At 57.9% G+C, this 23893-nt stretch carries 22 protein-coding genes; 16 read left to right on the top strand and 6 right to left on the bottom strand.

Going from position 1 to position 23893, the window contains the following annotated elements:
* Nucleotides 1–3: 3 nt before the first annotated feature.
* The 3 genes from AC2FJB_RS12240 to secA form a co-directional block, all read right to left on the bottom strand.
* The gene (locus AC2FJB_RS12240) at nt 4–1560 is read right to left on the bottom strand and encodes a phosphate ABC transporter substrate-binding/OmpA family protein (protein ID WP_496719020.1); all 1557 of its coding nucleotides are present in this window, start codon (nt 1558–1560) and stop codon (nt 4–6) included.
* A 24-nt stretch (nt 1561–1584) separates the two neighbouring features.
* Nucleotides 1585–2502, bottom strand: a complete 918-nt coding sequence (locus AC2FJB_RS12235) for a hypothetical protein (protein ID WP_496719021.1) — start codon at nt 2500–2502, stop codon at nt 1585–1587.
* Between the two features lie 99 nt (nt 2503–2601).
* Nucleotides 2602–5319, bottom strand: coding sequence for a preprotein translocase subunit SecA (secA, locus tag AC2FJB_RS12230; protein WP_496684862.1), 2718 nt, complete (start codon nt 5317–5319; stop codon nt 2602–2604).
* A gap of 176 nt (nt 5320–5495) precedes the next feature.
* Here secA and AC2FJB_RS12225 point away from each other — a divergent pair, with 176 nt between their 5' ends.
* The 14 genes from AC2FJB_RS12225 (at nt 5496) to AC2FJB_RS12160 (ending at nt 19722) form a co-directional block, all read left to right on the top strand.
* Nucleotides 5496–6344, top strand: a complete 849-nt coding sequence (locus AC2FJB_RS12225) for a peptidylprolyl isomerase (RefSeq protein ID WP_496719022.1) — start codon at nt 5496–5498, stop codon at nt 6342–6344.
* Between the two features lie 6 nt (nt 6345–6350).
* Nucleotides 6351–7577, top strand: a complete 1227-nt coding sequence (gene argJ / locus AC2FJB_RS12220; protein WP_496719023.1) for a bifunctional glutamate N-acetyltransferase/amino-acid acetyltransferase ArgJ — start codon at nt 6351–6353, stop codon at nt 7575–7577.
* Nucleotides 7574–7972: a (deoxy)nucleoside triphosphate pyrophosphohydrolase gene (locus AC2FJB_RS12215; RefSeq protein ID WP_496719024.1), complete on the top strand. Its 399-nt coding sequence runs from the start codon at nt 7574–7576 to the stop codon at nt 7970–7972. Before argJ ends, AC2FJB_RS12215 begins: the two co-directional genes overlap by 4 nt.
* 613 nt (nt 7973–8585) lie before the next feature.
* Nucleotides 8586–10529 carry an AMP-binding protein gene (locus AC2FJB_RS12210; protein WP_205512005.1) on the top strand — a complete coding sequence of 648 codons (1944 nt, stop codon included), beginning with the start codon at nt 8586–8588 and terminating at the stop codon, nt 10527–10529.
* Nucleotides 10530–10607: 78 nt separating this feature from the next.
* Nucleotides 10608–11426: an ABC transporter ATP-binding protein gene (locus AC2FJB_RS12205; protein ID WP_496673518.1), complete on the top strand. Its 819-nt coding sequence runs from the start codon at nt 10608–10610 to the stop codon at nt 11424–11426.
* Between the two features lie 29 nt (nt 11427–11455).
* Entirely contained in the window at nt 11456–12442 is a 987-nt protein-coding gene (locus AC2FJB_RS12200; protein ID WP_117871384.1) for a branched-chain amino acid ABC transporter permease, read from the top strand.
* Between the two features lie 10 nt (nt 12443–12452).
* Nucleotides 12453–12641, top strand: coding sequence for a hypothetical protein (locus tag AC2FJB_RS12195; protein WP_496719025.1), 189 nt, complete (start codon nt 12453–12455; stop codon nt 12639–12641).
* Nucleotides 12638–12895 (top strand): hypothetical protein, encoded by a 258-nt coding sequence (locus AC2FJB_RS12190; RefSeq protein WP_496719026.1) that lies wholly within the window; start codon nt 12638–12640, stop codon nt 12893–12895. The genes AC2FJB_RS12195 and AC2FJB_RS12190 overlap by 4 nt, the downstream gene beginning before the upstream one ends.
* A 3-nt stretch (nt 12896–12898) precedes the next feature.
* A complete protein-coding gene (locus AC2FJB_RS12185; protein ID WP_117871390.1) occupies nt 12899–13975 on the top strand; it encodes a branched-chain amino acid ABC transporter permease in 1077 nt (358 codons plus the stop codon).
* Nucleotides 13976–14048: 73 nt separating this feature from the next.
* Nucleotides 14049–15332, top strand: a complete 1284-nt coding sequence (locus AC2FJB_RS12180) for an ABC transporter substrate-binding protein (RefSeq protein WP_496719027.1) — start codon at nt 14049–14051, stop codon at nt 15330–15332.
* A gap of 108 nt (nt 15333–15440) precedes the next feature.
* On the top strand, nt 15441–16274 hold the full coding sequence (locus AC2FJB_RS12175; RefSeq protein ID WP_117871394.1) for an ABC transporter ATP-binding protein: 834 nt from the start codon (nt 15441–15443) through the stop codon (nt 16272–16274).
* A gap of 19 nt (nt 16275–16293) precedes the next feature.
* Nucleotides 16294–17511 carry a phenylacetate--CoA ligase family protein gene (locus tag AC2FJB_RS12170; RefSeq protein WP_496684871.1) on the top strand — a complete coding sequence of 406 codons (1218 nt, stop codon included), beginning with the start codon at nt 16294–16296 and terminating at the stop codon, nt 17509–17511.
* 122 nt (nt 17512–17633) lie between these two features.
* Nucleotides 17634–19298 (top strand): ABC transporter permease, encoded by a 1665-nt coding sequence (locus tag AC2FJB_RS12165; protein ID WP_496719028.1) that lies wholly within the window; start codon nt 17634–17636, stop codon nt 19296–19298.
* A gap of 73 nt (nt 19299–19371) precedes the next feature.
* The gene (locus AC2FJB_RS12160) at nt 19372–19722 is read left to right on the top strand and encodes a DUF2794 domain-containing protein (RefSeq protein WP_117871396.1); all 351 of its coding nucleotides are present in this window, start codon (nt 19372–19374) and stop codon (nt 19720–19722) included.
* Nucleotides 19723–19725: 3 nt separating this feature from the next.
* Here the strand turns inward: AC2FJB_RS12160 and AC2FJB_RS12155 are convergent, their stop codons facing one another.
* The 3 genes from AC2FJB_RS12155 to AC2FJB_RS12145 form a co-directional block, all read right to left on the bottom strand.
* Nucleotides 19726–20607: a C40 family peptidase gene (locus AC2FJB_RS12155; protein WP_496684874.1), complete on the bottom strand. Its 882-nt coding sequence runs from the start codon at nt 20605–20607 to the stop codon at nt 19726–19728.
* Complete coding sequence (locus AC2FJB_RS12150; protein ID WP_496719029.1) at nt 20604–21986, bottom strand: leucyl aminopeptidase family protein; 1383 nt, start codon at nt 21984–21986, stop codon at nt 20604–20606. Before AC2FJB_RS12150 ends, AC2FJB_RS12155 begins: the two co-directional genes overlap by 4 nt.
* Before the next feature lie 63 nt (nt 21987–22049).
* Entirely contained in the window at nt 22050–22439 is a 390-nt protein-coding gene (locus AC2FJB_RS12145) for a hypothetical protein (protein ID WP_117871402.1), read from the bottom strand.
* Nucleotides 22440–22583: 144 nt separating this feature from the next.
* Between AC2FJB_RS12145 and AC2FJB_RS12140 the strand changes: the two genes are divergently transcribed.
* Nucleotides 22584–23234, top strand: coding sequence for a carbonic anhydrase (locus AC2FJB_RS12140; protein ID WP_299899906.1), 651 nt, complete (start codon nt 22584–22586; stop codon nt 23232–23234).
* Nucleotides 23235–23335: 101 nt separating this feature from the next.
* Nucleotides 23336–23872, top strand: a complete 537-nt coding sequence (locus tag AC2FJB_RS12135; protein ID WP_496719030.1) for an SRPBCC family protein — start codon at nt 23336–23338, stop codon at nt 23870–23872.
* The last annotated feature ends 21 nt before the right edge of the window (nt 23873–23893 follow it).

The following is a 23893-nucleotide window of genomic DNA, read 5'->3' as shown; positions in this document are numbered from 1 at the left end:
CGGCTACTGAACCCAGATCTCGACCCGGCGGTTGACCTTGCGCCCCCATTCGGTGTCGTCACAGGCCATCGGCATTGCTTCGCCAAATCCTTCGGCGGATACCTCGATACTGTCTGATATTGATGTCTCAGCTGCGGCCAGAACCGCGTTTCGCACGGTTTGTGCACGCCGCAGGGCAATGCGGGCGTTGGCGGCGGCCCCGCCATCCCCGTCGCTGAAGCCAGCAAACACCAGCTTGCGTGCCTTCAGTGTTCCGGCATCAAGCATATGCGCCAACTGCTGAATGTTGGAGCGTGACTGTGCGTCCGGGCGGGACGACCCCGGCTCGAACCGGACCGATAGGGACAGGCGCGACAGGGGACGCAGTGTTTTGATCATGCGCTGAAGCTCGTCCAGCCCAACCTCTGGCCCTCCGGTGGCGATGGCGTTGGCCAGCCGGCCGCCTTGTACGTCAATCGGCAAGATTTCGGGCGATTGATCCACGTAACCTGCGTCACGAATGGCCATCTGGGCACCGGGGCTTAGGCTATAGGCCAGAAACTGTCGCGCGATCCGCGGCAGGCGGCGTTCGGGCAGATATAGGAACATCGGCAGATTCAGCGGATAATCCTCGGTCTTGATCGATTGACGGGTTGCTGCCAGCGGATGCCCACAACCTCCGGTCAGCGGCAGGGCTCGGACGTTGTCGGCTGTCGCCTTGCTGGCGATTCCGATGGAAAACGGATCTTTGGCCACAGCCCTGATCAGATCGCGTGCGCGCGCATGGCGGATCGCACTTTCAGACATTTCCACACCGGCCGTTTTCAGGACCTGATCCTCGACGGCCTGCGCCAGCCCTGATCCCGGATCCGGCACATGCAAGGCGATCGGTGCATCCGGCCCGCCAAGGTCCACCCAGTTCTTCACTTCACCAGACAGAACGCGCGCCAAATCGGCCAGCGATATCTGACGCATCACACTATCGGGTGCCACCACCGGAACCATGGCGTCCAATGCAACAACCCTGGATCGTCGGGCCCGTTTCAGATCACCCAGCCCTGCGGATTCTGCTGCATCCCGTTCCACCTCGCGTACTTCGCGCAGGGCCATCACGATATCTGTCTGATCCTCGATCAGCTTGGCAAACCCGCGATCCGTGGTCCCGACGTCAAAGTAGAACCGCGCCAGCGGGGCCTGACGGCCTGCCTGAAAAAGCTCATAGACGAAGGTGTCCGATTCCACACGGGCAGGCGTTGCGGTCAGGTCTTCCTGCCGCGCAAACCCGATGATCAGCGCGGGCAAGACCGTTTCGGCCATTACCGATGATCCGGAAAACCGCAACTCGGCTACGAAATCCGTCAGGCTGGGGCACGCAGGTCCGTCGCATGTGACGCCCGAACCATCAACGGTCAACTCACCGAACTGCGTGTCAACGCGGTAGAATTCGCCGTCAAAGCCCAGCAGGTTGCCTGTTACTTCGACCTTGCCGTCACGAGACGTCAGCGTGATGTCCTGCGCCACGGCACAGGTCGCACTTGCAACGAAAAACAGCGCGGTCACCGCCGCACGAAAGAAAGTCATAAGAGAGCCGAGCCTGCCTGCGGATTACTTTGCCGCAATTGTCAGGTCTGAGAGCAGATTATTCAACACCAGAAACTCACCGGCTTGTGAACAATCAGGCAGGGTCAGGGACATGTCGCGCGACCGCAGGCGGCGGTCCGAAAGAAGTTCCAGCGCCTGCACATTCAACGTGTGCCCGCAATTGGCTTCGGTCACTTCAGCTTCGACTGTCAGGTCGATGGTGCCGGACCGATCCGTTGTGCCTGCCGGAAAGGAATACACTTGAACATTCTTAGTATCACCCAGACCCGCCTGTCCCAGGCGCAGAACTTCTCCTGCGCCTTTTGCCGATGCATCATCCCATACATGGCCGCTGCTGCCATAGCTTGCCCCAAATTCCAGCGCGTGAATCTGCAACTCAGTATCACCCTGCCATTGTAGGGCGACGCGGTCATATTCGGCAATATCGGTAACGTGAGTGGTGGCGACAGTGCCCGCTTCATTTTCAAATGAAATCAGAAAAATCGCATATTCCGAAAGTGCCGGGATTGTCATGTCCAGAGCACCGGATTCGTTGGTTTTCTGGCTGACCGTCAGGCCGCTATGGTGGACTTCAACCCGCTCGTTCTTGTGGCACGGCGCTTTGAGGGACAGGCGCGCCATCGCGCCGGGAACTGCAAGAGCGCGTGCACTTATACTGCAATCAGAAGGCCTGGAAGGCGCCGGAACTGCACGGGATACAGGCGTGGCGTTGCCCGGAATCGCGTCAGAGACAGTAGCCGAAGTCTGTACGATACCATCCAGCCCCGACAGAACCGAAGACTGCTCGGATGCCGACGCGACGTCGACCCCTTGCTGCGCACCGGCAGGCTGCGCAGGTGATCCGTTTTGCATCAGGTAGCCAATGCCCAATGCACAAGCGACCGTTCCGCACATGGTTACGTAGTTTCGAACTACAAACAAGACACCCTCCCCAGTTGAAGGAGCAAATCGCACTTTCGCCACGAATCGCGGCCAATTTGTGGCCGCGAGACGAACACATTGTGGATTTGACGGGTGACGTTAGGTCAGGCGGCCGTGGCAGTGTTTGAACTTCTTGCCTGACCCGCAGGGACATGGGTCATTGCGGGATGGGTTGCCCCAGGTTGAGGGATCGTTTTCGTCGAAGCCCGGCAGCGCGTCACCGGAAGCCGCAGCTTCGGCTTTTGCTTCGGCCTGATTCGTGGCTTTGTCCACAGCCTGCTGCGCCTGAGCCTGCTGTCCGGCCATCTGTGCCAGCATTTCTTTCTGTTCTTCCTCGGTCAGCGGGCGCACGCGCGACAATTGCTGAGTCACGGTTTCGCGTAGGGAATCGAGCATGCTTTCGAACAGTTGGAAGCTTTCGTTCTTGTATTCGTTCAGCGGATCGCGCTGGGCGTACCCGCGGAAGCCGACGACCGAACGCAGGTGTTCCAGTGTCAGCAGGTGCTCGCGCCACTTGCTGTCAATAGTCTGCAGCAGAACCTGCTTCTCGATGTTGCGCATATTTTCAGGGCCAAAGGCGACGGCCTTCTGGGCCATCATCTCATCGGCGGCCTTGATCAGACGCTCGCGCACTTGCTCGTCATCCACGCCTTCCTCGGCCGCCCAGTCCTGAACCGGGGCGTCGATGGACAGCTTGTCCTTGATCGCCTCGTGCAGACCCTCCGTATCCCACTGATCTGCATAGGATTTCGGCGGCATGTATTCGTCAATCAGGTCGTCGATCACCTGTTCTCGCATATCCGAGACGATCTCGGACAGGTCGTTCGCCGACATGATTTCGCGGCGCTGGCTGAAGATCACCTTCCGCTGGTCGTTCATCACGTCGTCAAACTTGAGAACGTTCTTGCGCATATCAAAGTTGCGGCCTTCGACCTTGGATTGTGCGCGTTCCAGCGACTTGTTCACCCAGGGATGGACGATCGCCTCGCCTTCTTTCATGCCTAGCGTGGTCAGGACCTTGTCCAGCCGTTCCGAGCCAAAGATGCGCATCAGGTCATCCTCGAGGCTCAGGTAGAATACCGTGCGACCCGGGTCGCCCTGACGGCCCGAACGACCTCGAAGCTGGTTGTCGATACGGCGGCTTTCGTGGCGTTCAGACGCAATGACGTAAAGGCCACCAGCAGCCAGCACCTTTTCTTTTTCCTCGGCGTGGCGTGCTTCTTCTGTGGCCCGCAGCTCGGACGGGTCAGCGTCAGGATTTTCGGCAAGCGCTTTCAGCACCTTCATCTCGACATTGCCGCCAAGCTGAATGTCGGTGCCGCGACCGGCCATGTTGGTGGCGATGGTTACCGCACCCAGACGACCGGCATCAGCGACGATCTCAGCCTCTTGTTCATGCTGACGGGCGTTCAGAACGTTGTGCTCGATTCCTTCCTTCGCCAGCATCTGGCTCAGCAGTTCGGATTTTTCGATCGATGTGGTCCCCAGCAGAACAGGCTGGCCCTTTTCCTGTGCCTTTTTCGTCTGGGCGATCATCGCATTGTATTTTTCGGCGGCTGTACGATAGACCTGATCATCTTCGTCGATACGGGCAATCGGCAGGTTGGTCGGAACTTCGACCACGCCCAGACCGTAAATCTCGGCAAATTCTTCGGCTTCGGTCAGCGCGGTGCCGGTCATGCCGCTCAGTTTGTCGTACAGGCGGAAATAGTTCTGGAATGTCACGCTGGCCAATGTGACATTTTCCGGCTGGATCTGAACCTTTTCCTTGGCTTCGATCGCCTGATGCAGACCTTCGGACAGGCGACGACCCGGCATCATGCGGCCGGTGAATTCATCGATCAGAACAACATTGCCGTCGCGCACAATGTAATCCTTGTCGCGCTGGAACAGCTTGTGTGCTCGCAGCGCCTGATTGACGTGATGCACGACGGTGGTGCTTTCCGGGTCATACAGGGAATGGCCTTCGGGAATCAGGCCTGCCTGAAGCAGTTGGCCCTCGAGAAACTCGTTGCCTTCATCGGTGAAGGTCACATTGCGCGATTTTTCGTCCAGGGTGTAGTGATCTTCGCTCAGCGTCGGGATCAAGGCATCAATGGCGGTGTACAGGTCCGAACGGTCCTGCGCAGGACCCGAGATGATCAGCGGCGTCCGCGCTTCATCGATCAGGATCGAGTCGACCTCGTCCACAATCGCAAAGTTGTGATGCTTCTGGTAAACCTGCTCCAGATCCGCCTTCATGTTGTCGCGCAGATAGTCGAAGCCCAGCTCATTGTTGGTGGCATACGTGATGTCACAGGAATACGCGGCCAGTTTTTCCGCGTCGGACTGGCCCGACCAGATCACGCCGGTGGTCATGCCCACGGCAGCAAAAACCTTGCCCATCCATTCCGCGTCACGCTTGGCCAGGTACTCGTTCACCGTGACGACGTGCACGCCCTTGCCGGTCAGCGCATTCAGATAAGCCGGGAAGGTGGCGACCAGAGTCTTGCCCTCGCCCGTCTTCATTTCCGAGATGTTGCCCTGATGCAGGAAAATGCCGCCCATCAGCTGCACATCAAAGGCCCTCAGTCCAAGCGCGCGTTTGGCGCCCTCGCGCACGTTGGCAAAAGCCTCGGGCAGCAGGTCGTCCAGGCTTTCACCATCCAGTGCGCGCTTACGCAGTTCTTCAGTCTTGTCGATCAGGTCCTGATCCGACAGCTTTTCAAACTCTGGTTCCAGTGCGTTGATCTTTTCGACCAGCGGGCGGGTCGCCTTGATCTTGCGGTCGTTCGGTGTTCCGAACACCTTTTTGGCGAGCGTTCCGAGTCCCAGCATGTTCACTCCAGCGGATCTGTTCTTTTCGTGGTTGCGACAGGCTTGCCCACCTTGCGCGCAACCCATAGATACGGGGGGTGAAAGGCGGCCCTGTCCAAGGCTACGAAGCGATGTAAGCGGCAGGTTCCAGAGTGTCAACGCTGCGCCCTGTCGCGGCAAGAAAATAGGATGATTCAATGCCCAAAGGCCTCACTTTTCTGCCATCGCTGGCCCTCGCTGCCGTGATGGCCCTGCCTCTGGCCGCCGAAACCAAGCCGGATGCGTCAACCATAGTTGCTCGGGTAAACGGGGATGAGATCACACTGGGTCACGTGATCGCCACCGTCGCGTCTCTACCGGCGCAATACCAGCAAGCGGAAGATGATGTTCTGTTCGATTTCGTTCTGGAACAGCTGATCCAGCAGCAATTGCTGGGACAGCAACAGGAAGGTTTGAACAAGCAGAACGCGCTGACACTCGACAATGAAAAGCGGTCGCTTCAGGCGGTTCAGACAGTCGCAGCCCTGACCAACGATGTTGTTACGGACGAAGCCATTCAGGCCGCTTATGACGCGCGCTTCAATGAATTTGCGGGTGAAGACGAATTCGACGCCAGCCATGTTCTGGTTGAAACGGAAGAAGAAGCCAAAGCGCTCAAGACACAGCTTGATGATGGTGCCGATTTTGCGGAACTCGCACGCGAGAACTCGACCGGTCCGTCCGGCCCGAATGGTGGTGCGCTTGGATGGTTCGGAAAAGGCCAGATGGTACCCGAATTCGAGGAAGCAGTGATCGCACTTGAAAAAGGACAGGTGTCGGAACCGGTGCAAACTCAATTTGGCTGGCATCTGGTCAAACTGAACGACAAGCGCAAAACCGAGGCACCCGAACTGGACGCGGTGCGCGATGAGTTGGCTCAGTCCATACAACAGGATGCCATTCAGGCGCGGATCGACGAGTTGACGCAGCAGGCACAGATCGAACGCCCCGTGCTCGAAGGCGCAGGCCCCGAGATCATGCGCCAACTGGACCTGATTCAGGAGTAAAGACCCGTGGCCACGATCACCAAGGTTTCGCCGCTGGCGCCCGCGTCTTTCCCTGAACTGCCCGCGATCGATGGTGTGCGCTTCGCCACCGTCGAAGCGGGCGTGCGCTATCAGGGCCGTACAGATGTCATGCTGGCGGTTCTTGATCCGGGCACGTCAGTGGCGGGTGTCTTCACCCGCTCGACCACGCGGGCCGCGCCGGTTCTGGATTGTCAGGAGAAAATAGGTGGCCCCAACGATGGACCGGCGGCGATCCTTGTAAACTCGGGCAATGCCAACGCGTTCACTGGCCATTTTGGTCAAACTTCCGTGGCCGAGGTGACGCAGGCCGTTTCAAAAGCAACAGGTGTTACGGCCGAGCGGGTCTTTACCTCGTCCACCGGTGTCATCGGCGAACCGCTGCCACATGACCGTATCGTGGTTCAGCTTGAGGCGTTGAAATCCGGCCTCAGCCGCCATGCTATCGAAGATGCCGCACGGGCGATCATGACAACTGACACGTTCCCGAAAGGGGCGAGCGCACAGGTCGAAATTGACGGCAATACAGTCTCTATTGCAGGAATTGCGAAGGGGTCTGGCATGATCGCACCGGACATGGCGACGATGCTGGTCTATATCTTCACCGACGCACGGGTTGAGCAATCCGCGTTGCAGGAAATGCTGAGCGCACAGACAGATCGCACCTTCAACTGCATCACTGTGGACAGCGACACCTCGACTTCAGACAGCCTGTTGCTGTGTGCGACCGGATCTTCGGGCGTTGATGCCACCGGCAATTCCGCCTTCGCGGAGGCATTGGAAACGGTGATGCTGGACCTTGCGCAACAAGTGGTGCGCGACGGGGAAGGCGCCACCAAATTCGTGGAAATCCGTGTGACCGGCGCCGCATCGGATTCGGATGCCAAAGTACATGGTCTGGCCATCGCCAACTCTCCGCTGGTCAAAACGGCCATTGCCGGGGAAGACCCGAATTGGGGCCGCATTGTCATGGCCGTCGGCAAATCCGGCGCCGCCGCCGACCGCGACCTGCTAAGTATTTCCTTCGGTGATATTCTGGTTGCCGAAAAGGGCTGGGTCAGTCCGGACTACCGCGAGGATGAAGCCGCCGCCTATATGAAAGGTCAGGATCTGGTGATCGCGGTTGATCTGGGACTGTGCGTAGGCAAGTCCACCGTTTGGACTTGTGACCTGACTCACGGCTATGTTGAGATCAACGCGGATTATCGCTCGTGAAAAATGTATTAGTGTCTGCCGTTGCCCTGATCGACATTGAGGGCCGGGTGCTACTGGCCCAACGACCCGAGGGCAAATCTATGGCCGGTCTCTGGGAATTCCCCGGTGGCAAGATCGAACCAGGCGAAACCCCCGAGGCCGCTCTGATCCGCGAATTGCACGAAGAGCTGGGCATCGACACCTGGGCCTCGTGCCTCGCCCCGCTGACTTTTGCCAGCCACAGCTATGACGATTTTCACCTGCTGATGCCGCTGTTTGCTTGTCGCAAGTGGGACGGCATTCCGCAGTCCAAGGAAGGGCAGGCGCTGAAATGGGCGCGTGCAAATGAGTTGCGGAATTACCCTATGCCAGCCGCGGATGTGCCGCTGATCCCGATTTTACGGGATTGGTTGTAAGGATGAGACAAACAAGCAAACGATACAGTACTTAAGTGGAAGAAGTTTGTATCTTAATGATCGTTAGTCGTAGATCTTGGAGCATTTAACTTGTTTGATTCCTAGGTATTACGCTCCTTACGCCATCGGAATCCGTAGTAAAGCGCCTGAATGGGAAAGCCGATAAAGGCACAGGCAATGACTACATGACCCCGACCGCGCGGCCACTGTACAATGCCTTCGTACCAGATTGTGCAGGCGACCATAGCAATTGCCCCGAAAACTATTGAGCGCAATGTCTTCTGCTTACTGGACAGATGCTTCCAACCAAGCTGCATGTTCGAGTTACCTTCTTATCCAAATCTAAATTTTGCAGCGGTGCCCGCAGCCGTTTGGCCTGCACAGACTGACCAGTTACGCAGCTTGTACAGCTCGAATGGCCACCTCCCCACCCCTGTTACAATTCGTAAGAATTGAGAAAACATCAGGAAAAAGTTGACGCTGATCTTTCCTGCGTCCCTTATCGGGGCGTTGGCGTCCGGGGTTGATCCCTGGTCCGCCGTTTCCGGCCCAGAGGAGGGGTCGGATGGGGAGGAGAAAGAGATTGGCTCAGACGCAGTCGGGCGCTGAAGGGATGCACTCTCTTCCGGCGCTGCTACACCGCAATGCGGCCCAGTTCGGGGACGCCCCGGCCTACCGGGAAAAGGAATTTGGGATCTGGCAATGCTGGACCTGGGCCGAAGCGGCCAGGGAAATCCGCGCCATCGCGCTGGGGTTCTTGGAGCTTGGCGTTGGAAAGGGCGACCACATCGCCGTGATCGGGCGCAACCGTCCGGCACATTACTGGTCAATGGTTGCGGCGCAGATGGTCGGTGCCATTCCGGTCCCTCTCTATCAGGACGCGGTTGCCGAAGAGATGGCCTATGTGCTGGAGCATTGCGGTGCGAAATATGTCGTCTGCGGCGATCAGGAGCAGGTCGACAAGGTCATCGAGATTCAGGAAAACCTGCATCAGGTCAAACACATCCTCTATACCGACAAGCGGGGGATGCGGAAATACGACCACAGCCAGATGAATGCCCTTGACGACATCAAGGCCGAAGGCAGCGCCGGTCATGCGCGGTTTGACGCGGAACTGGATAAGCGCATCGGTGAGCTCACCTATGACGACACCTGCGTGATGCTCTATACCTCGGGCACCACGGGCAAGCCCAAGGGTGTGGTGCTGTCGAACCGCAACGTGATCGAAAGTGCCAAGAACTCGGCCGAATTTGATCATCTGACCCGGAATGAAGACATCCTGTCATACCTGCCGATGGCCTGGGTTGGTGATTTCATCTTTTCCATCGGTCAGGCTTATTGGTGCGGCTTCTGCGTGAACTGTCCTGAAAGCGCCGACACGATGATGACCGATCTGCGCGAGATCGGGCCGACCTATTTCTTCGCCCCACCACGCGTGTTCGAGACCCAACTGACCAATGTGATGATCCGGATGGAAGATGCCAGCAAGCTCAAGCAGCGCATGTTCCACTACTTCATGGCGCATGCCAAGAAGGTCGGCGGTCGGTTGCTGGATGGCAAGCCGGTGAGCTTGGGTGACAAGTTGAAATACGCACTGGGCAATCTGCTGGTATACGGGCCGCTCAAAGACACGCTGGGGTACGGGCGCTTCCGGGTGGGCTATACGGCGGGTGAGGCGATTGGGCCCGAGATTTTTGATTTCTATCGCTCTTTAGGCATCAACCTGAAACAGCTGTATGGCCAGACCGAAGCGACCGTGTTCATCACTGTCCAGCCGGATGGCGAAGTGCGCGCGGATACTGTTGGTGTTCCTGCGCCGGACGTTGAGCTGAAGATCGACGACAAGGGCGAAATTCACTATCGCTCACCCGGTGTGTTTGTGGAGTATTTCAACAATCCGGACTCCACGGCCTCGACCAAGGATGTCGAAGGCTGGGTGGCCACGGGTGATGCCGGGTTCATCGAGGAAAGCTCGGGGCATCTGCGGATCATCGATCGCGCCAAGGACGTGGGCAAGATGGCCGACGGGTCGATGTTCGCGCCGAAATACGTCGAGAACAAGCTGAAGTTTTATCCGGATATCCTTGAGGTCGTTGTGTTCGGCAATGGCAAGGATCGTTGCGTGGCCTTCATCAATATCGACCTGACGGCGGTCGGCAACTGGGCCGAGCGCAACAACGTCGCATATGCCTCGTATCAGGAACTGGCGGGGCATCCGCGCGTGTTAGAGACGATTCGGAGCCACGTGGAAGAAGTGAACAAGTCGGTTGCCGCCGATGAAATGCTGTCGGGTTGTCAGGTGCATCGCTTTGTGGTGCTGCACAAGGAACTGGATGCGGATGATGGTGAGATGACCCGGACGCGGAAGGTGCGGCGCGGTTTTGTCGAAGACAAGTTCAGCGACATCATTGCCGCGCTTTATGACGGGTCCAAGACGGTCTCGACCACCACAGAAGTCACCTATGAGGATGGTCGCAAGGGATCGATCTCAGCGACGCTGGAAATTGTCGACGTGCCGGTTGTTCCCGTTGCCCAACATAAGGTTGCCGCAGAATGAAGGCCGTACGTGCGCCGCTCGACCTGCGGTCATCGCCCCGCCCGCCGTCCCGTTTTCGCGCAAGTCAGGGAGTGACCGATGCTGGATAATTCCGATGGATATGTCACCGAAGACGGTCGCAAGATCGGCGGTGTGGTGATGGAAATGAAGAACATCACCCTGCGCTTTGGTGGTGTGGTTGCGATCAAGGATATCTCGTTCGACATCCGGGAAGGCGAGATCCGCGCCATCATCGGGCCGAACGGTGCCGGAAAATCCTCGATGCTGAACGTGATTTCGGGCTTCTACGTCCCTCAGGAAGGCGAGGTCTGGTTCCATGGGTCCAGGCGACCGCCGATGCGGCCCTTCGAGGTGGCGCAGCAGGGGATTGCGCGGACGTTTCAGAATATCGCCTTGTTCGAAGGCATGAGCGTTCTGGACAACGTCATGACCGGACGATTGGGTTACATGAAGACCAATATCCTTCAGCAGGCACTGTGGAAGGGCAAGGCCGAGAAGGAAGAGACCGAAAACCGCGAGGCGGTTGAAAAGATCATCGACTTTCTGGAAATCCAGCACATCCGCAAGACGCCGGTATCACGCCTGCCCTACGGTCTGAAGAAACGCGTCGAACTGGCGCGGGCGCTGGCGGCAGAGCCCAAGCTGCTGCTGTTGGACGAGCCGATGGCGGGTATGAACGTTGAAGAAAAAGAGGACATGAGCCGCTTCATCCTCGACGTGAATGACGAATTCGGCACCACCATCGCCCTGATCGAACACGACATGGGCGTTGTGATGGACCTGAGCGACCGGGTGGTCGTCATGGATTACGGAAAGAAGATCGGTGACGGCACACCGGACGAGGTGCGCAACAATCAGGAAGTCATCGACGCCTATCTGGGGGTCAGCCATGACTAAGCTCTGGGCAGAATTGAGGAGGGGCTGGCATGCCTGATCAAATTATCTTCGGGATGGAGGTCATCCTCAACGGTCTGATGGCCGGGGTGCTCTATGCGCTGGTCGCGCTGGGCTTTGTACTGATCTACAAGGCGTCTGGGATTTTCAATTATGCCCAAGGGGTTATGGCCCTGTTCGCGGCGATGACGCTGGTTGGGATCATGAACGGGCAGGTACCATTTGCGCATCTGATCAACGCGACTTTCGGCACCCATATCCACTACTTCGGGTGGAATGTGCCCGCGCTGTTCGCGATCGTTCTGACGATGGGTGTGATGGTGTTGCTGGCCTGGTGTGTGCAGCGGTTCGTCATGCGACATCTGGTTGGGCAGGAGCCAATCATCCTGTTCATGGCGACCATCGGTCTGGCATATTTCCTGGAAGGCGTCGCCGACCTGATGTGGGGGTCCGAGATCAAGACGCTGGATGTGGGCCTGCCGCAGGGGATCAACCTGTGGATTGACGAGACGACGTTCAACATCTTCGGCTATGGCTTCTTCATCGACAATCTGGACATCGTGGCGACGGTCATCGCGGCGCTTCTGGTCGCGGCGCTGGTCGCGTTCAGCCAATACACAAAGCAGGGCCGCGCGATGCGGGCGGTAGCAGATGATCACCAGGCGGCGCTGTCCGTTGGCATCTCTTTGAACTTCATCTGGGTCATGGTCTGGTCGGTTGCGGGCTTCGTCGCCCTGGTCGCAGGTATCATGTGGGGTACCAAGTCTGGCGTGCAATTCTCGCTGTCGCTGATCGCGCTCAAGGCGCTGCCGGTGCTGATGCTGGGTGGGTTCACCTCGATCCCCGGTGCCATTGTCGGCGGTCTGATCATCGGCGTAGGCGAGAAGCTGTTCGAATTCGCAATCGGACCGATGGTCGGTGGCGCAACCGAGAACTGGTTCGCCTATGTGCTGGCGCTGATCTTCCTTGTGTTCCGGCCGCAGGGCCTGTTTGGGGAGAAGATCATTGAGAGGGTTTAGGAGCCGTCTGATGTTCGCCGTGGCCGTATCGTGTGTTGCAGCTATTGCGTCAGGTATCGCTGTTCATTCGGGCGGCAAGTATCGCGGACCCGGCGTAGAACCTGCACTTGATACGGTGGACACGATTGCGCTTATGGGGATTTCAGCTGCCGCGATGTTCGTATTGGTGATGTGGTTCACTTGGTGGGGTACATCATGACCAAGCTGATCGCCATCATCAACGTGATCGCATGGGCCGGGTTCTGGGCGTTTGGGTATATCGCCCTGACCTCGGACGATCTGACGGATGGCCAGCTGACCATCGCGGCAATCCTGGCTTTTGCGGGTCTGATCATGGGTGTTCTGGCCTACCTGAAACTGGTGCGCGCCTCGGAGGCGAGCGGATATTCCAAAGGGTCCAATCAACTGGACGCCGAAGCCCGGAACCGGGCGCAGGAAGAATGGGGAAAGTAAGACATGTTCTATCGTGAGGCCGGAGATTTCAAAACCTCCTATGTTGCTGACAGCCAGACTTTCCCGATCAAGTTCGATCGGTATCGGTACTATGTCGTCCTTGCCGTAGCGTTCGGGATCATTCCGTTCATCATCAACGACTATTGGGCAAACGCCCTTCTATTGCCTTTTCTGATCTATGCCATTGCAGCAATCGGCTTGAACATTCTGGTGGGGTATTGCGGGCAGGTCAGCCTTGGCACCGGCGGGTTCATGGCTGTGGGGGCCTATGCCTGTTACAAGCTGATGACCGCTTTCCCGGATGTCAGCATGTTTATTCACGTGTTGCTGGCCGGCGGGATAACGGCCATCGTCGGTGTACTGTTCGGCTTGCCATCCTTGCGGATCAAGGGGTTTTACCTTGCGGTGGCGACGCTGGCGGCGCAATTCTTCCTGGTGTGGCTTTTCAACCGGGTGCCGTGGTTCTACAACTATTCGGCGTCGGGGCAGATCAATGCGCCGGAACGGGATGTGTTCGGCATCATCATCACTGGTCCAAATGCATCGGCCTGGGCCACTTACCTGTTTTGCCTGATTTTCCTGACCATCTGCGCCATTCTCGCGCGCAACCTGACGCGCGGCACGACGGGGCGGACATGGATGGCGATCCGCGATATGGATATCGCGGCCGAGATCATCGGGGTGAACCCGCTCAAGGCGAAACTGACTGCCTTTGCCGTCAGTTCTTTCTTTGTGGGCATCGCGGGCGCGCTGTTCTTCTCGGTCTATCTGGGCGCGGTTGAGGTCGGCGAAGTATTTGGCATCCAGAAATCGTTCCTGGTGCTGTTCATGGTCATTATCGGCGGTCTGGGCTCGATCTTCGGATCCTTCGCGGGCGCAGCATTCCTTGTACTTCTGCCCGTGGTCCTGAAAGTGGTCGGCGTCGATGTTCTTGGCTGGCCCACGGATATCGTGGCGCATCTACAGCTGGTGATTGTCGGTGCCCTGATCATCATGTTCCTGATTCTCGAACCGCACGGGCTGGCGCAGCTATGGCGCGTGGCGAAGGAAAAACTCAGACTCTGGCCGTTCCCGCACTAAGGGGCAGGCCCAACTAAAAGACGGGTGCAAAGCCCGAACTCAACATCGGATCTATTAAGGGAGGAAACACCCGATGAACAAGAAACTGGCAACCTTAGCGCTGGGCGCGTTGATGGCGGCAGGCCCGGCCATGGCCGACCTTGTATTTCCGTCGCTTAGCTACCGGACCGGACCTTATGCGGCTGGCGGTATCCCGTTTGCAGACGGCTATGCCGACTATTTCACTCTGGTGAACGAACGCGACGGTGGAATTGGCGGTGTTGCAGCGAAGGTGATCGAATGCGAAACCGGCTATAACACCGAAAAAGGCGTTGAATGCTACGAGTCTACCAAAGGTGAAGGCGCGTTGGTGTATCAGCCACTGTCGACCGGCATTACTTATCAGCTGATTCCGAAAGTCACCGCAGATGGCATCCCGCTGCACACGATGGGTTACGGTCGAACATCGGCTGCGAACGGCAAAGTGTTCAGCCACGTGTTCAACTATCCGGCCAACTACTGGAACGGTGCATCGGGCGCGATCAACTATCTGCTGGATGAGAATGGTGGAGATCTGAACGGCAAGAAGATTGCGCTGGTCTATCACAACTCTGCTTATGGCAAGGAACCGATCCGCACGCTGGAAACTCTGGCCGAAAAACATGGCTATGAACTGTCCTTGCTGCCCGTAGATCACCCAGGTCAGGAGCAGAAGTCGCAGTGGTTGCAGATTCGCCGTGAAAAGCCCGATTACGTAATCATGTGGGGTTGGGGCGTCATGAACCAGGTGGCCGTGCAAGAAGCTGCAAACATCCGTTTCCCGATGGAAAACTTCATCGGTGTCTGGTGGTCCGGTGCTGAATTCGATGTTGAACCAGCAGGCGAAAAAGCTAATGGTTACAAGGCACTGACCTTCACCGGTCTTGGAATGGACTACCCTGTCTATGACGATCTGAAGAAATACGTTGTGGACGCGGGCAAAGCAGCAGGTGCAGGCGATCAACTGGGTACAGTTCAGTATAACCGCGGTCTCTATGCTGCGATGCTGGCAGCCGAAGCCGTGAAAACCGCGCAAGAAATGCACGGAACTGCTGATATCGACGCGTCCATGATGCGCGATGGCATGGAGGCGCTGGAGATCACCAATGCCAAGATGGAAGCGCTTGGTATGTCCGGATTTGGACCCGAGTTCGCGGTTTCCTGCGACAATCACGGCGGCCCCGGTCTTGTCGGTGTTGTTCAGTGGGACGCAGCGGCCGGAACCTGGAACCCGGTTCAGGACTTCAAGCCAACGGATGTCGAAGTGATCAACGCTCTGATCGCGGAAGACTCGGCAGCTTATGCAGCCGAGAACAACATCGAACCGCGCTGCGAATAAAGGCAGTCTCGTACCGGCTTGGGCCGGCTTTCAAAACTTCGGAGCGGCGGGCAGACTGCCGCTCCTCACGAACAGTCCCGAAGGGGACAGGCATGAGGACACGCGCTGATGCTGGATGCGGCACACACCACTGACGTGCAGGCGGAAACCCTGCTTGAGGTCAACAATATCGAAGTGATCTACAACCATGTGATCCTCGTGCTGAAAGGCGTTAGCCTGACTGTTCCCAAGGGCGGTATCACGGCCTTGCTGGGTGGTAACGGCGCGGGCAAGACGACCACGCTCAAGGCAGTGTCGAACCTGCTGCATTCGGAACGCGGCGAGGTCACGAAAGGCTCGATCAAGTATCGTGGCCAGAGCGTGCACGAAAGCGACCCTGCCGTATTGGTGGAAAAAGGTGTGATTCAGGTGATGGAAGGCCGTCACTGTTTCGAGCATCTGACGGTTGAAGAGAACCTGCTGACGGGTGCGTATACCCGCAAAGACGGCAGCGCGGCGATCCAGCAGGATCTGGAGCTGGTCTACAATTACTTCCCCCGCTTGAAGGAGCGCCGCCGCTCGCAGGCTGGCTATACGTCGGGTGGAGAGCAGCAGATGGTTGCCATGGGCCGGGCATTGATGTCGCGCCCGGAGACGATCCTGCTGGACGAACCTTCGATGGGGCTCGCGCCGCAGTTGGTCGAAGAGATTTTCGGCATCGTGAAGGACCTCAACGAGAAAGAGGGCGTGTCCTTCCTGTTGGCCGAGCAGAACACAAACGTCGCCCTGCGGTTTGCGCATTACGGGTACATTCTTGAATCCGGGCGCGTTGTCATGGATGGCCCGGCCGCCGAACTGCGCGAGAACCCGGACGTGAAGGAATTCTACCTTGGTATGTCCGACGAGGGTCGCAAGAGCTTTCGCGACGTGCGGTCCTATCGCCGCCGCAAGAGGTGGCTGTGAGCGGATGGAGGATTTGGCGATGACCTATTTCGACGCACTCGAAACACGTTCGGCGGACGAACGTGCTTCCGATCAGGCAAAAGCGCTTGCAGAGCAGATCAAACGTGCTGCATCTGCCCCCGGATTCGCTACACACTTGTCGGATTCAGACACTAATAAGGTGATTTCGGCAGATGATTTGCCGATGCTGCCCGTGCTGCGCAAGTCGGACCTGATCCGCGCGCAGGCGGAACGCCCTCCTTTTGGCGGGTTTACCGTGAAGCCAGCGCGCCACTTCCATCACGTGTTTCAGTCCCCCGGGCCGATTTATGAACCGGGCAGCACCGATCACGATTGGTGGCGTATGGGCCGGTTCTTGAATGCCGTGGGTGTTGGTGCTGGTGATATTGTTCAGAACTGTTTTGGCTACCACCTGACGCCGGCAGGCATGATCTTTGAAAACGGTGCCCGCGCTGTAGGTGCTGCCGTTTTGCCGGCGGGAACCGGACAGACCGAGTTGCAGGTGACAGCCGCGCGTGACGTTGGCTGCACTGCTTATGCAGGCACGCCTGATTACCTGAAAGTCATCCTGGACAAGGCTGACGAGATGGGCGTTTCGCTGAACTTCTCGAAAGCCGCCGTTGGTGGTGGTGCTCTGTTCCCGTCTCTGCGTCAGGAATATGCGGATCGCGGTATTTCGTGCCTGCAATGCTATGCGACGGCGGACCTGGGAAACATCGCCTATGAAAGCGCTGCGATGGAGGGGATGATCATCGATGAACACGTGATCGTCGAGATCGTAACGCCCGGAACCGGTACGCCGGTAGCGCCGGGCGAAGTGGGCGAGGTTGTCGTGACCTCTCTCAACCCGGATTACCCGTTGATCCGCTTTGCGACCGGAGATCTTTCGGCCGTCCTGCCGGGTGTCTCGCCCTGTGGCCGGACCAATATCCGGATCAAAGGCTGGATGGGGCGCGCCGATCAGACCACCAAGATCAAGGGGATGTTTGTACGCCCGGAACAGGTAGCGGCCCTGGTCGACAAACATGAGGAAATCGTCAAAGCCCGCGTTATTGCAGCCCGTCAGGGTGAGATGGACACGATGACAGTCCGGATTGAAAGCCCGCGCGGTGACGACCCGGCATATGCCAAGTCGGTGGCCGAGGTGTTGAAGCTGAAAGGCGCGATCGAGGTTGTGGCCCCCGGATCCCTTCCCAGGGACGGGGTGGTGATCGAGGATCAGCGCGTCTACGAATAATGGCCTGTTTCAAGTCTGCGGCAGTTTGCGCCGCAGAATTGTTTACCGATGCACTGGTGTTTCCGAGCTTTTTGGTCGATTAAAGGCGAACCCTTCGCCTTTGCCAATCACAAGCCGGGATGATGGCCGAAATCGAGTTTTCACAGAACGGATCGCGCAATCGCGGTGTACGCGGTACCCGACTGCTGGCGGGGATCGCCTATGTCGTGGCTGCCGCGTGCCTTTTGCCGATGATCGCCGTGGTCCTGGCGGCTGTAACCGGGGGAACGGACACAATCTCGCACCTGATGGAGACGGTGCTGCCCGGCTATATCGCGACGACCCTGATCCTCGTGGTCTTGGTCGCGGCCGGAACGTTCAGCATCGGCACCGGGGCGGCCTGGCTGGTAACGATGACCCGTTTTCCCGGCGTGCGGTTTCTAGAGATCGCACTGGTCCTTCCGCTGGCCTTTCCGGCCTATGTTCTTGCCTATGCCTACACCTTCATTCTGGATCACCCGGGCATCGTTCAAAGCACGCTGCGTGATGTAACCGGTTGGGGCCCGCGCGACTACTGGTTTCCGGAAATTCGCTCGACCGAGGGCGCAGCGGTCATGTTGATCCTTGTGCTCTATCCTTATGTCTATCTGCTTGCACGGGCTGCGTTCCTGCAGCAAAGCGCGACCGCATTTCTGGCGGCGCGGGCGCTGGGTAACAATCCATGGCTGGCGTTTCGGCGCGTTTCACTCCCGATGGCGCGGCCTGCCATTGCAGGCGGTGTACTGCTGGCCGTCATGGAGACCATCGCGGATTTCGGAACCGGGTCGTATTTCGGTGTGCAGACCTTTGCCACCGGGATCTACACAAGCTGGTTTTCTATGGCCGACCGGGCGGCGGCTGCACAACTTGCGCTGTGCCTGCTGGGCTTTGCCCTGATCATGGCCGTGGCCGAGCGCACCCAGCGCGGCAAGGCAAAATACTATCAGGCCGGGAAACAGCAAGTGGCGCAACCGGCGGTACATCTGACGGGCCTGCGGGCCTGTGGCGCATTCCTGCTTTGTGCGATACCTGTTCTTTTCGGTTTTTTGCTGCCTGTTATCATTCTGGTCGAGATGGGCCTGGAATCCGAACAGAACCTGTTTTCGCAGCGTTATATCGGCTTCATTCAGAATTCGCTGATCCTTGCTGGTACGGCGGCGGTCATCACCGTTTTTGCGGCGATCAGTGTCGGGTTCTTTCAACGCCTCAGACCGGGGCGCGCCTCGTCTGCAACTGCTTATATGGCGCGTCTGGGATATGCGGTGCCCGGCGGCGTCATCGCGGTTGGCTTGATCGTCCCCTTCGCGAGCTTTGACAACGCGCTGGACGTTTGGATGCGTCAGACCTTCGATGTGTCCACGGGGCTGTTGGTTACAGGTTCGATCTGGCTGCTGGTCGCTGCCTACATGGTGCGGTTCCTGGCTGCTGCGCTCAGCGCATATGAGGGTGGCCAAAGCACGGTACACGCCAATATGGATGCCGCAGCCCGCTCACTTGGTCAGACGCCGTTGGGAACTCTGCGGCGTGTTCACCTGCCCATTCTGACTCCGTCTCTGTTGACGGCCCTTCTGATCGTGTTCGTTGACGTGATGAAGGAACTCCCCGCCACGCTGATCATGCGCCCGTTCAATTTCGATACGTTGGCGGTGCAGGCATATCGATTGGCCTCGGACGAGAGATTGGAGGGCGCAGCTGTGCCTTCGCTGGTTATTCTGGCGGTAGGTCTGCTGCCGGTAATCCTGATCTGCCGTCAGGTCGGCCGACGGTAACACTTGTGTCGTAATTGTAAGACAACAGCGCATCAGGCTTGATTCAAACGCGAATTCCGGCAAGGCTGGAGGTATGAATATGCAGCCTCCCAGCCGGTTCTCGGCAAGCGCAGCGCAGATGCCCGTGGCTTTCGACCGGCATGAGATGTCTCAAATCCTATCCGTTTATGGTCGGATGGTCGCCGCCGGGGAATGGCGCGACTATGGTATTTCCAACCTGCGCGACATGGCGGTGTTCTCGATCTTCCGGCGCACCGCGGAACACCCGATCTATCGGGTCGAAAAGCACCCGCGTCTGAGATCCAGACAGGGAATGTACTCTGTGATCGGTATGGATGGCCGTATCCTGAAACGCGGCCACGATCTGCGCGCGGTTTTACGGGTGTTGGAACGCAAGCTGATCCGGGCCGTGAACCCGGATTAGAGCCTAAGACGCAGGATGTCGCCCATATCCTGTTACAGCCCCGAACTCTTTTCGGCCGATACGAGAGACAGCGTCCTCCAAAGGTTCTTTGGCAACAGCCATGTGATGTGCGTTTGCATGCACAAGCGTGTCTTGATCCAGCATCATGCCTACGTGACCTTTCCAAAACACCAGATCACCCCGGCGAAGCTCGGGGTTTGGGATTGGCTTGAAGAACTCTGCTTGCATGTCGCTATCGCGAGGGCAGGGTAATCCGCAGGAATGAAAAGCGATTTGAATCAGGCCCGAACAGTCAAGTCCAAGTCCGGTATCGCCACCGTAGATGTAAGGGGTGGTAAGAAACTGTTCTGCAATGGCTGCTGGATCAGAACCCACCCAGTCTTTTTCGACCAGCTGTGTTTCGCGAATGTATCGCGGCGTTGGAATGTGGCCCTCTTCTTTCACGCAAACCCATCCGGTCGAACGAATGGTGTTTTCGCGTTCTGAATCACGGCGTGGCCAGTATTCTATACCAGCGCCAAAAGGCAGAATCCGTTCGTTCGCGTTTTTAGTCACATCGGGGTGTTCCAATGAAACTGCTCTTGGCACGGAAACGCGGTGCGTTGGCTGAAGTGGCCGTCTTTCTATTTCCTGTCGCACCCACCCGACATAGCCATCTTTTTCGCGAAACCCGAACAGGTGGTTCTGCGCCCGCTCCAAGATGATGAATACTTCTCCGCACACCATCTGGCACTGCCGACGGCCATTGGGTTTGTCCAGAACGTCCCGCACAACCGATTGAATATGATATGTTTCACCATCCGAAAAAGCATCAGCTTCGACCTGACCTTTCAGCGATGAATGCGCCACCCGTCCGTTGAAGCGAAGCAACCTGCGATCCGTCATAGCTCCAATATCTCCGGCAATGCGTTTAACACGGCGCGCGGCCCCTGACCCAGACCACCTTTTGTGCGACCGGGCTCTTTACTGGGCTGCCAGGAGTAGATGTCGAAATGGACATAGCGGTGCGCGCCCACGAACCGTCGCAGAAACAAAGCGGCGGTGATCGACCCAGCAAATCCGCCCGATGGTGCGTTGTCCAGATCGGCAATACCGGGTTCGATCATCGCTTCGTAAGGCGTGTGGAACGGCATGCGCCAGACCGGATCAGCCGAAACCTCTGCCGCGTGTGAAAGGGAAGACGCGCATTGCTGGTCGTCAGTGTAGAACGGTGCCAGATCCGGGCCAACGGCCACCCGTGCCGCACCGGTCAGCGTCGCCATCGAGATCACCAGATCGGGCTTTTCTTCAGCGGCCAGTGACAGCGCATCCGCCAGCACCAGACGCCCTTCTGCATCCGTATTGTTGATCTCGACTGTCAAACCCTTGCGGGAGATCAGTATGTCGCCGGGGCGAAAGGCATTACCGGCCACCGCGTTTTCGACCGCCGGGATCAGAACCCGCAGTTGCAGCGGAATACCCAGCGCCATGATCATCCGGGCCAGTCCCAGCACATTGGCCGCACCCCCCATATCCTTCTTCATCAGACCCATGGACGCGCCCGGTTTCAGGTTCAGCCCGCCTGTGTCGAAACACACACCTTTGCCGACAAGCGTCAGTTTGGGGCCGCTGCTGCCCCAGTTCAGTTCGATCAGCCGCGGGGCCTGCTCTGCCGCGCGTCCCACCGCGTGGATCATGGGAAAATTCTGATCTAGCAGGGCCTCGCCGGTGATCACGCTGCAGGTGGCACCGAATTCGCCAGCCAGAACCTCAGCCGCCTGCTGCAACTGCTCAGGACCCATATTCGAGGCTGGCGTATTCACCAGATCGCGGGTCAGAACTTCGGCATTGGCCATGGCTTCGATACGGTTGGCATCCACACCTTCAGGTGAAATCAGCGCCGCCGATCCACCGGATTGAGACGCGTAGCGATCGAAGGTGTAGCCTGTCATCAACCAGCCAAAACACTCCATCTCCAGCCGATCAGCGGGAATGCCGGACGCGATATGATAGGTTCCTTCCGGCAGTGTCATGGCTGCGGCGGCCAAGGGAAACCTTTGTCGCGCACGCGTGACTTCTGTTCCATAACCGGCCAGTACAAAATCAACCGCGCCATGCGCACCTGGTACCAGCAGTGTCTGCCTCATCGCACCTGTAAACCCGTTTGCGGCAACCCAGGTCTGGACGGTATCCGGCTGATCCTGCAACCAATTGTCCAAATCCGGCTGCGCAATCACATGAAGCGGTATGGACGGGTCAGAGGGTGGGGCGAAGGACAGGGTCATGGGCGTCTCGGCTGATGGTTTCTGCGCACAGACTAGCCGCGCATGATCTGCCCGCAACCCCTGTCAGACGGAAAGGTCCTGCTGGTCCCAGACGGCGGTCAACGATCGTTCCCCGACACGGATCAAACGCCCGAGCGTCGCACCCGCCGCAACGGCGTCACCGGCATCGACGGTGTGGGCCACGTCACCCGCCACCCGGGCCAGGGCCGTCATCCCGATCTGTTCGGATATTGCGACCAGTGACTTGGCACATTTGCGCAAGTCCGCCCATTCGCGCTGACGCCAGTAGCGTTCGCAGTTTGACAGGCGCACGGCAAGCTCCTCGACCGTGCGGCACAGAACGTCCAGCGCATTCTTGTCGCCAAGTTGCCGGTACAGTCCGCTCAGTTGATCCGAGTCCAGACGGACGGATTCCTTGTGTTCAAGCGTGATAATCTTTTCCACCACATTCACCCTAATTCAAACGCCCCCACGGCGCGGTCTTGATCCTGGCAGCAAATTCCTTTGCAAAACCTTGCAGGGAAACCGGATAATGGCTCGAATTTTCCTTGAATTCGGTTTAGATCATCCGTCAGCGACAAGAACGGGAACATTGAAATGGACTTTGCCAAACCTCTGCCGAGCTACCTTTTAAAACGGTATCACGGATGGAAGGCCACGACATATTCGGAAAACCAGGTCTGGTATCGCCGTCTGGCCGATGAGGGACAACGCCCCCGTGCCATGGTCATATCCTGCTGCGACAGCCGGGTTCACGTGACATCCATGTTCGGAGCCGACCAGGGCGATTTCTTTATTCACCGAAACATCGCCAACCTGGTGCCGCCCTATGCACCGGATGGGGACCACCACGGCACCAGCGCTGCCATTGAATATGCCGTAACAGCGCTCAAGGTCGCTCATTTGATCGTTCTGGGGCATTCGCAATGCGGCGGCGTGCAGGGCTGTATCGACATGTGCAAGGGGCAGGCGCCGCAGCTGGATGCCAAGGACAGTTTTGTTGGTCGCTGGATGGATATTCTCAAGCCGAAATACGAACTGGTCGCGGATATCGAGGACAGTGTCGAACAGGCCCGACAGTTCGAGCGTCAATCGGTTGTCGCATCACTGGAAAACCTGATGACCTTCCCCTTCGTCTCGTCAGCCGTTGAGCAGGGAGCGCTGAGCTTGCACGGCTTGTGGACGGATATCGGTGCAGGTGGGTTGGAAAGCTATGACCCTTATCAAAAAAAGTTCGTCCCGGTCTGACGACGACACATCGGCAAATCCGAAACGATAAAGATAGCGGCTCTGAATCAGAGCCGTTTTTGGTATACTCCACTCATTGCATTTGAAGATCGGAGCCTACCATGAAAGTCATCAAGCGCATCTTCGCAGGAATGGTCGTTTGCATTCTGGTTCTGGTCGCGGCTTCCTATCTGTTGCCAGGAAAGGCAGAAGTTTCGCGTAGCATTGCGATCGACGCTCCGGCGAGTGCCATCTTTCCTTACGTGAATTCGATGCAGGAAACCGAAAAGTGGTCTCCTTGGCTGAACCGGGACCCCGAAACCAAACTGACGTATTCCGGCCCTGCCGCCGGGGTCGGGAACACTCTGAACTGGGATTCGGATCACCCGCAGGTCGGCACGGGCTCACAGGAAATCGTCGAGAGCGTGGAAAACCAACGGGTCAGAACGGTGCTGGATTTTGGCCCGATGGGTACTGCCGCGGCGTCCTTCATCCTTGAGCCTGACGGGGCGGGAACCAAAGTGACCTGGGGGTTTGACTCGGATCTGGGTCTCAACCCCATGTCCCGCTGGATGGGGTTGATGATGGATACGTGGGTGGGCGAGGACTATGAACGTGGTCTGACCAATCTGAAAGAACTGGTTGAAACCCAAAGCTAGCCCTTTGTTTTTTACAGAAGC

It is taken from the genome of Ruegeria sp. CDSC085, from assembly GCF_059610465.1.
The sequence above is the reverse complement of the archived record's forward strand: the minus strand, read 5'-3'. Positions and strand labels throughout refer to the sequence as shown.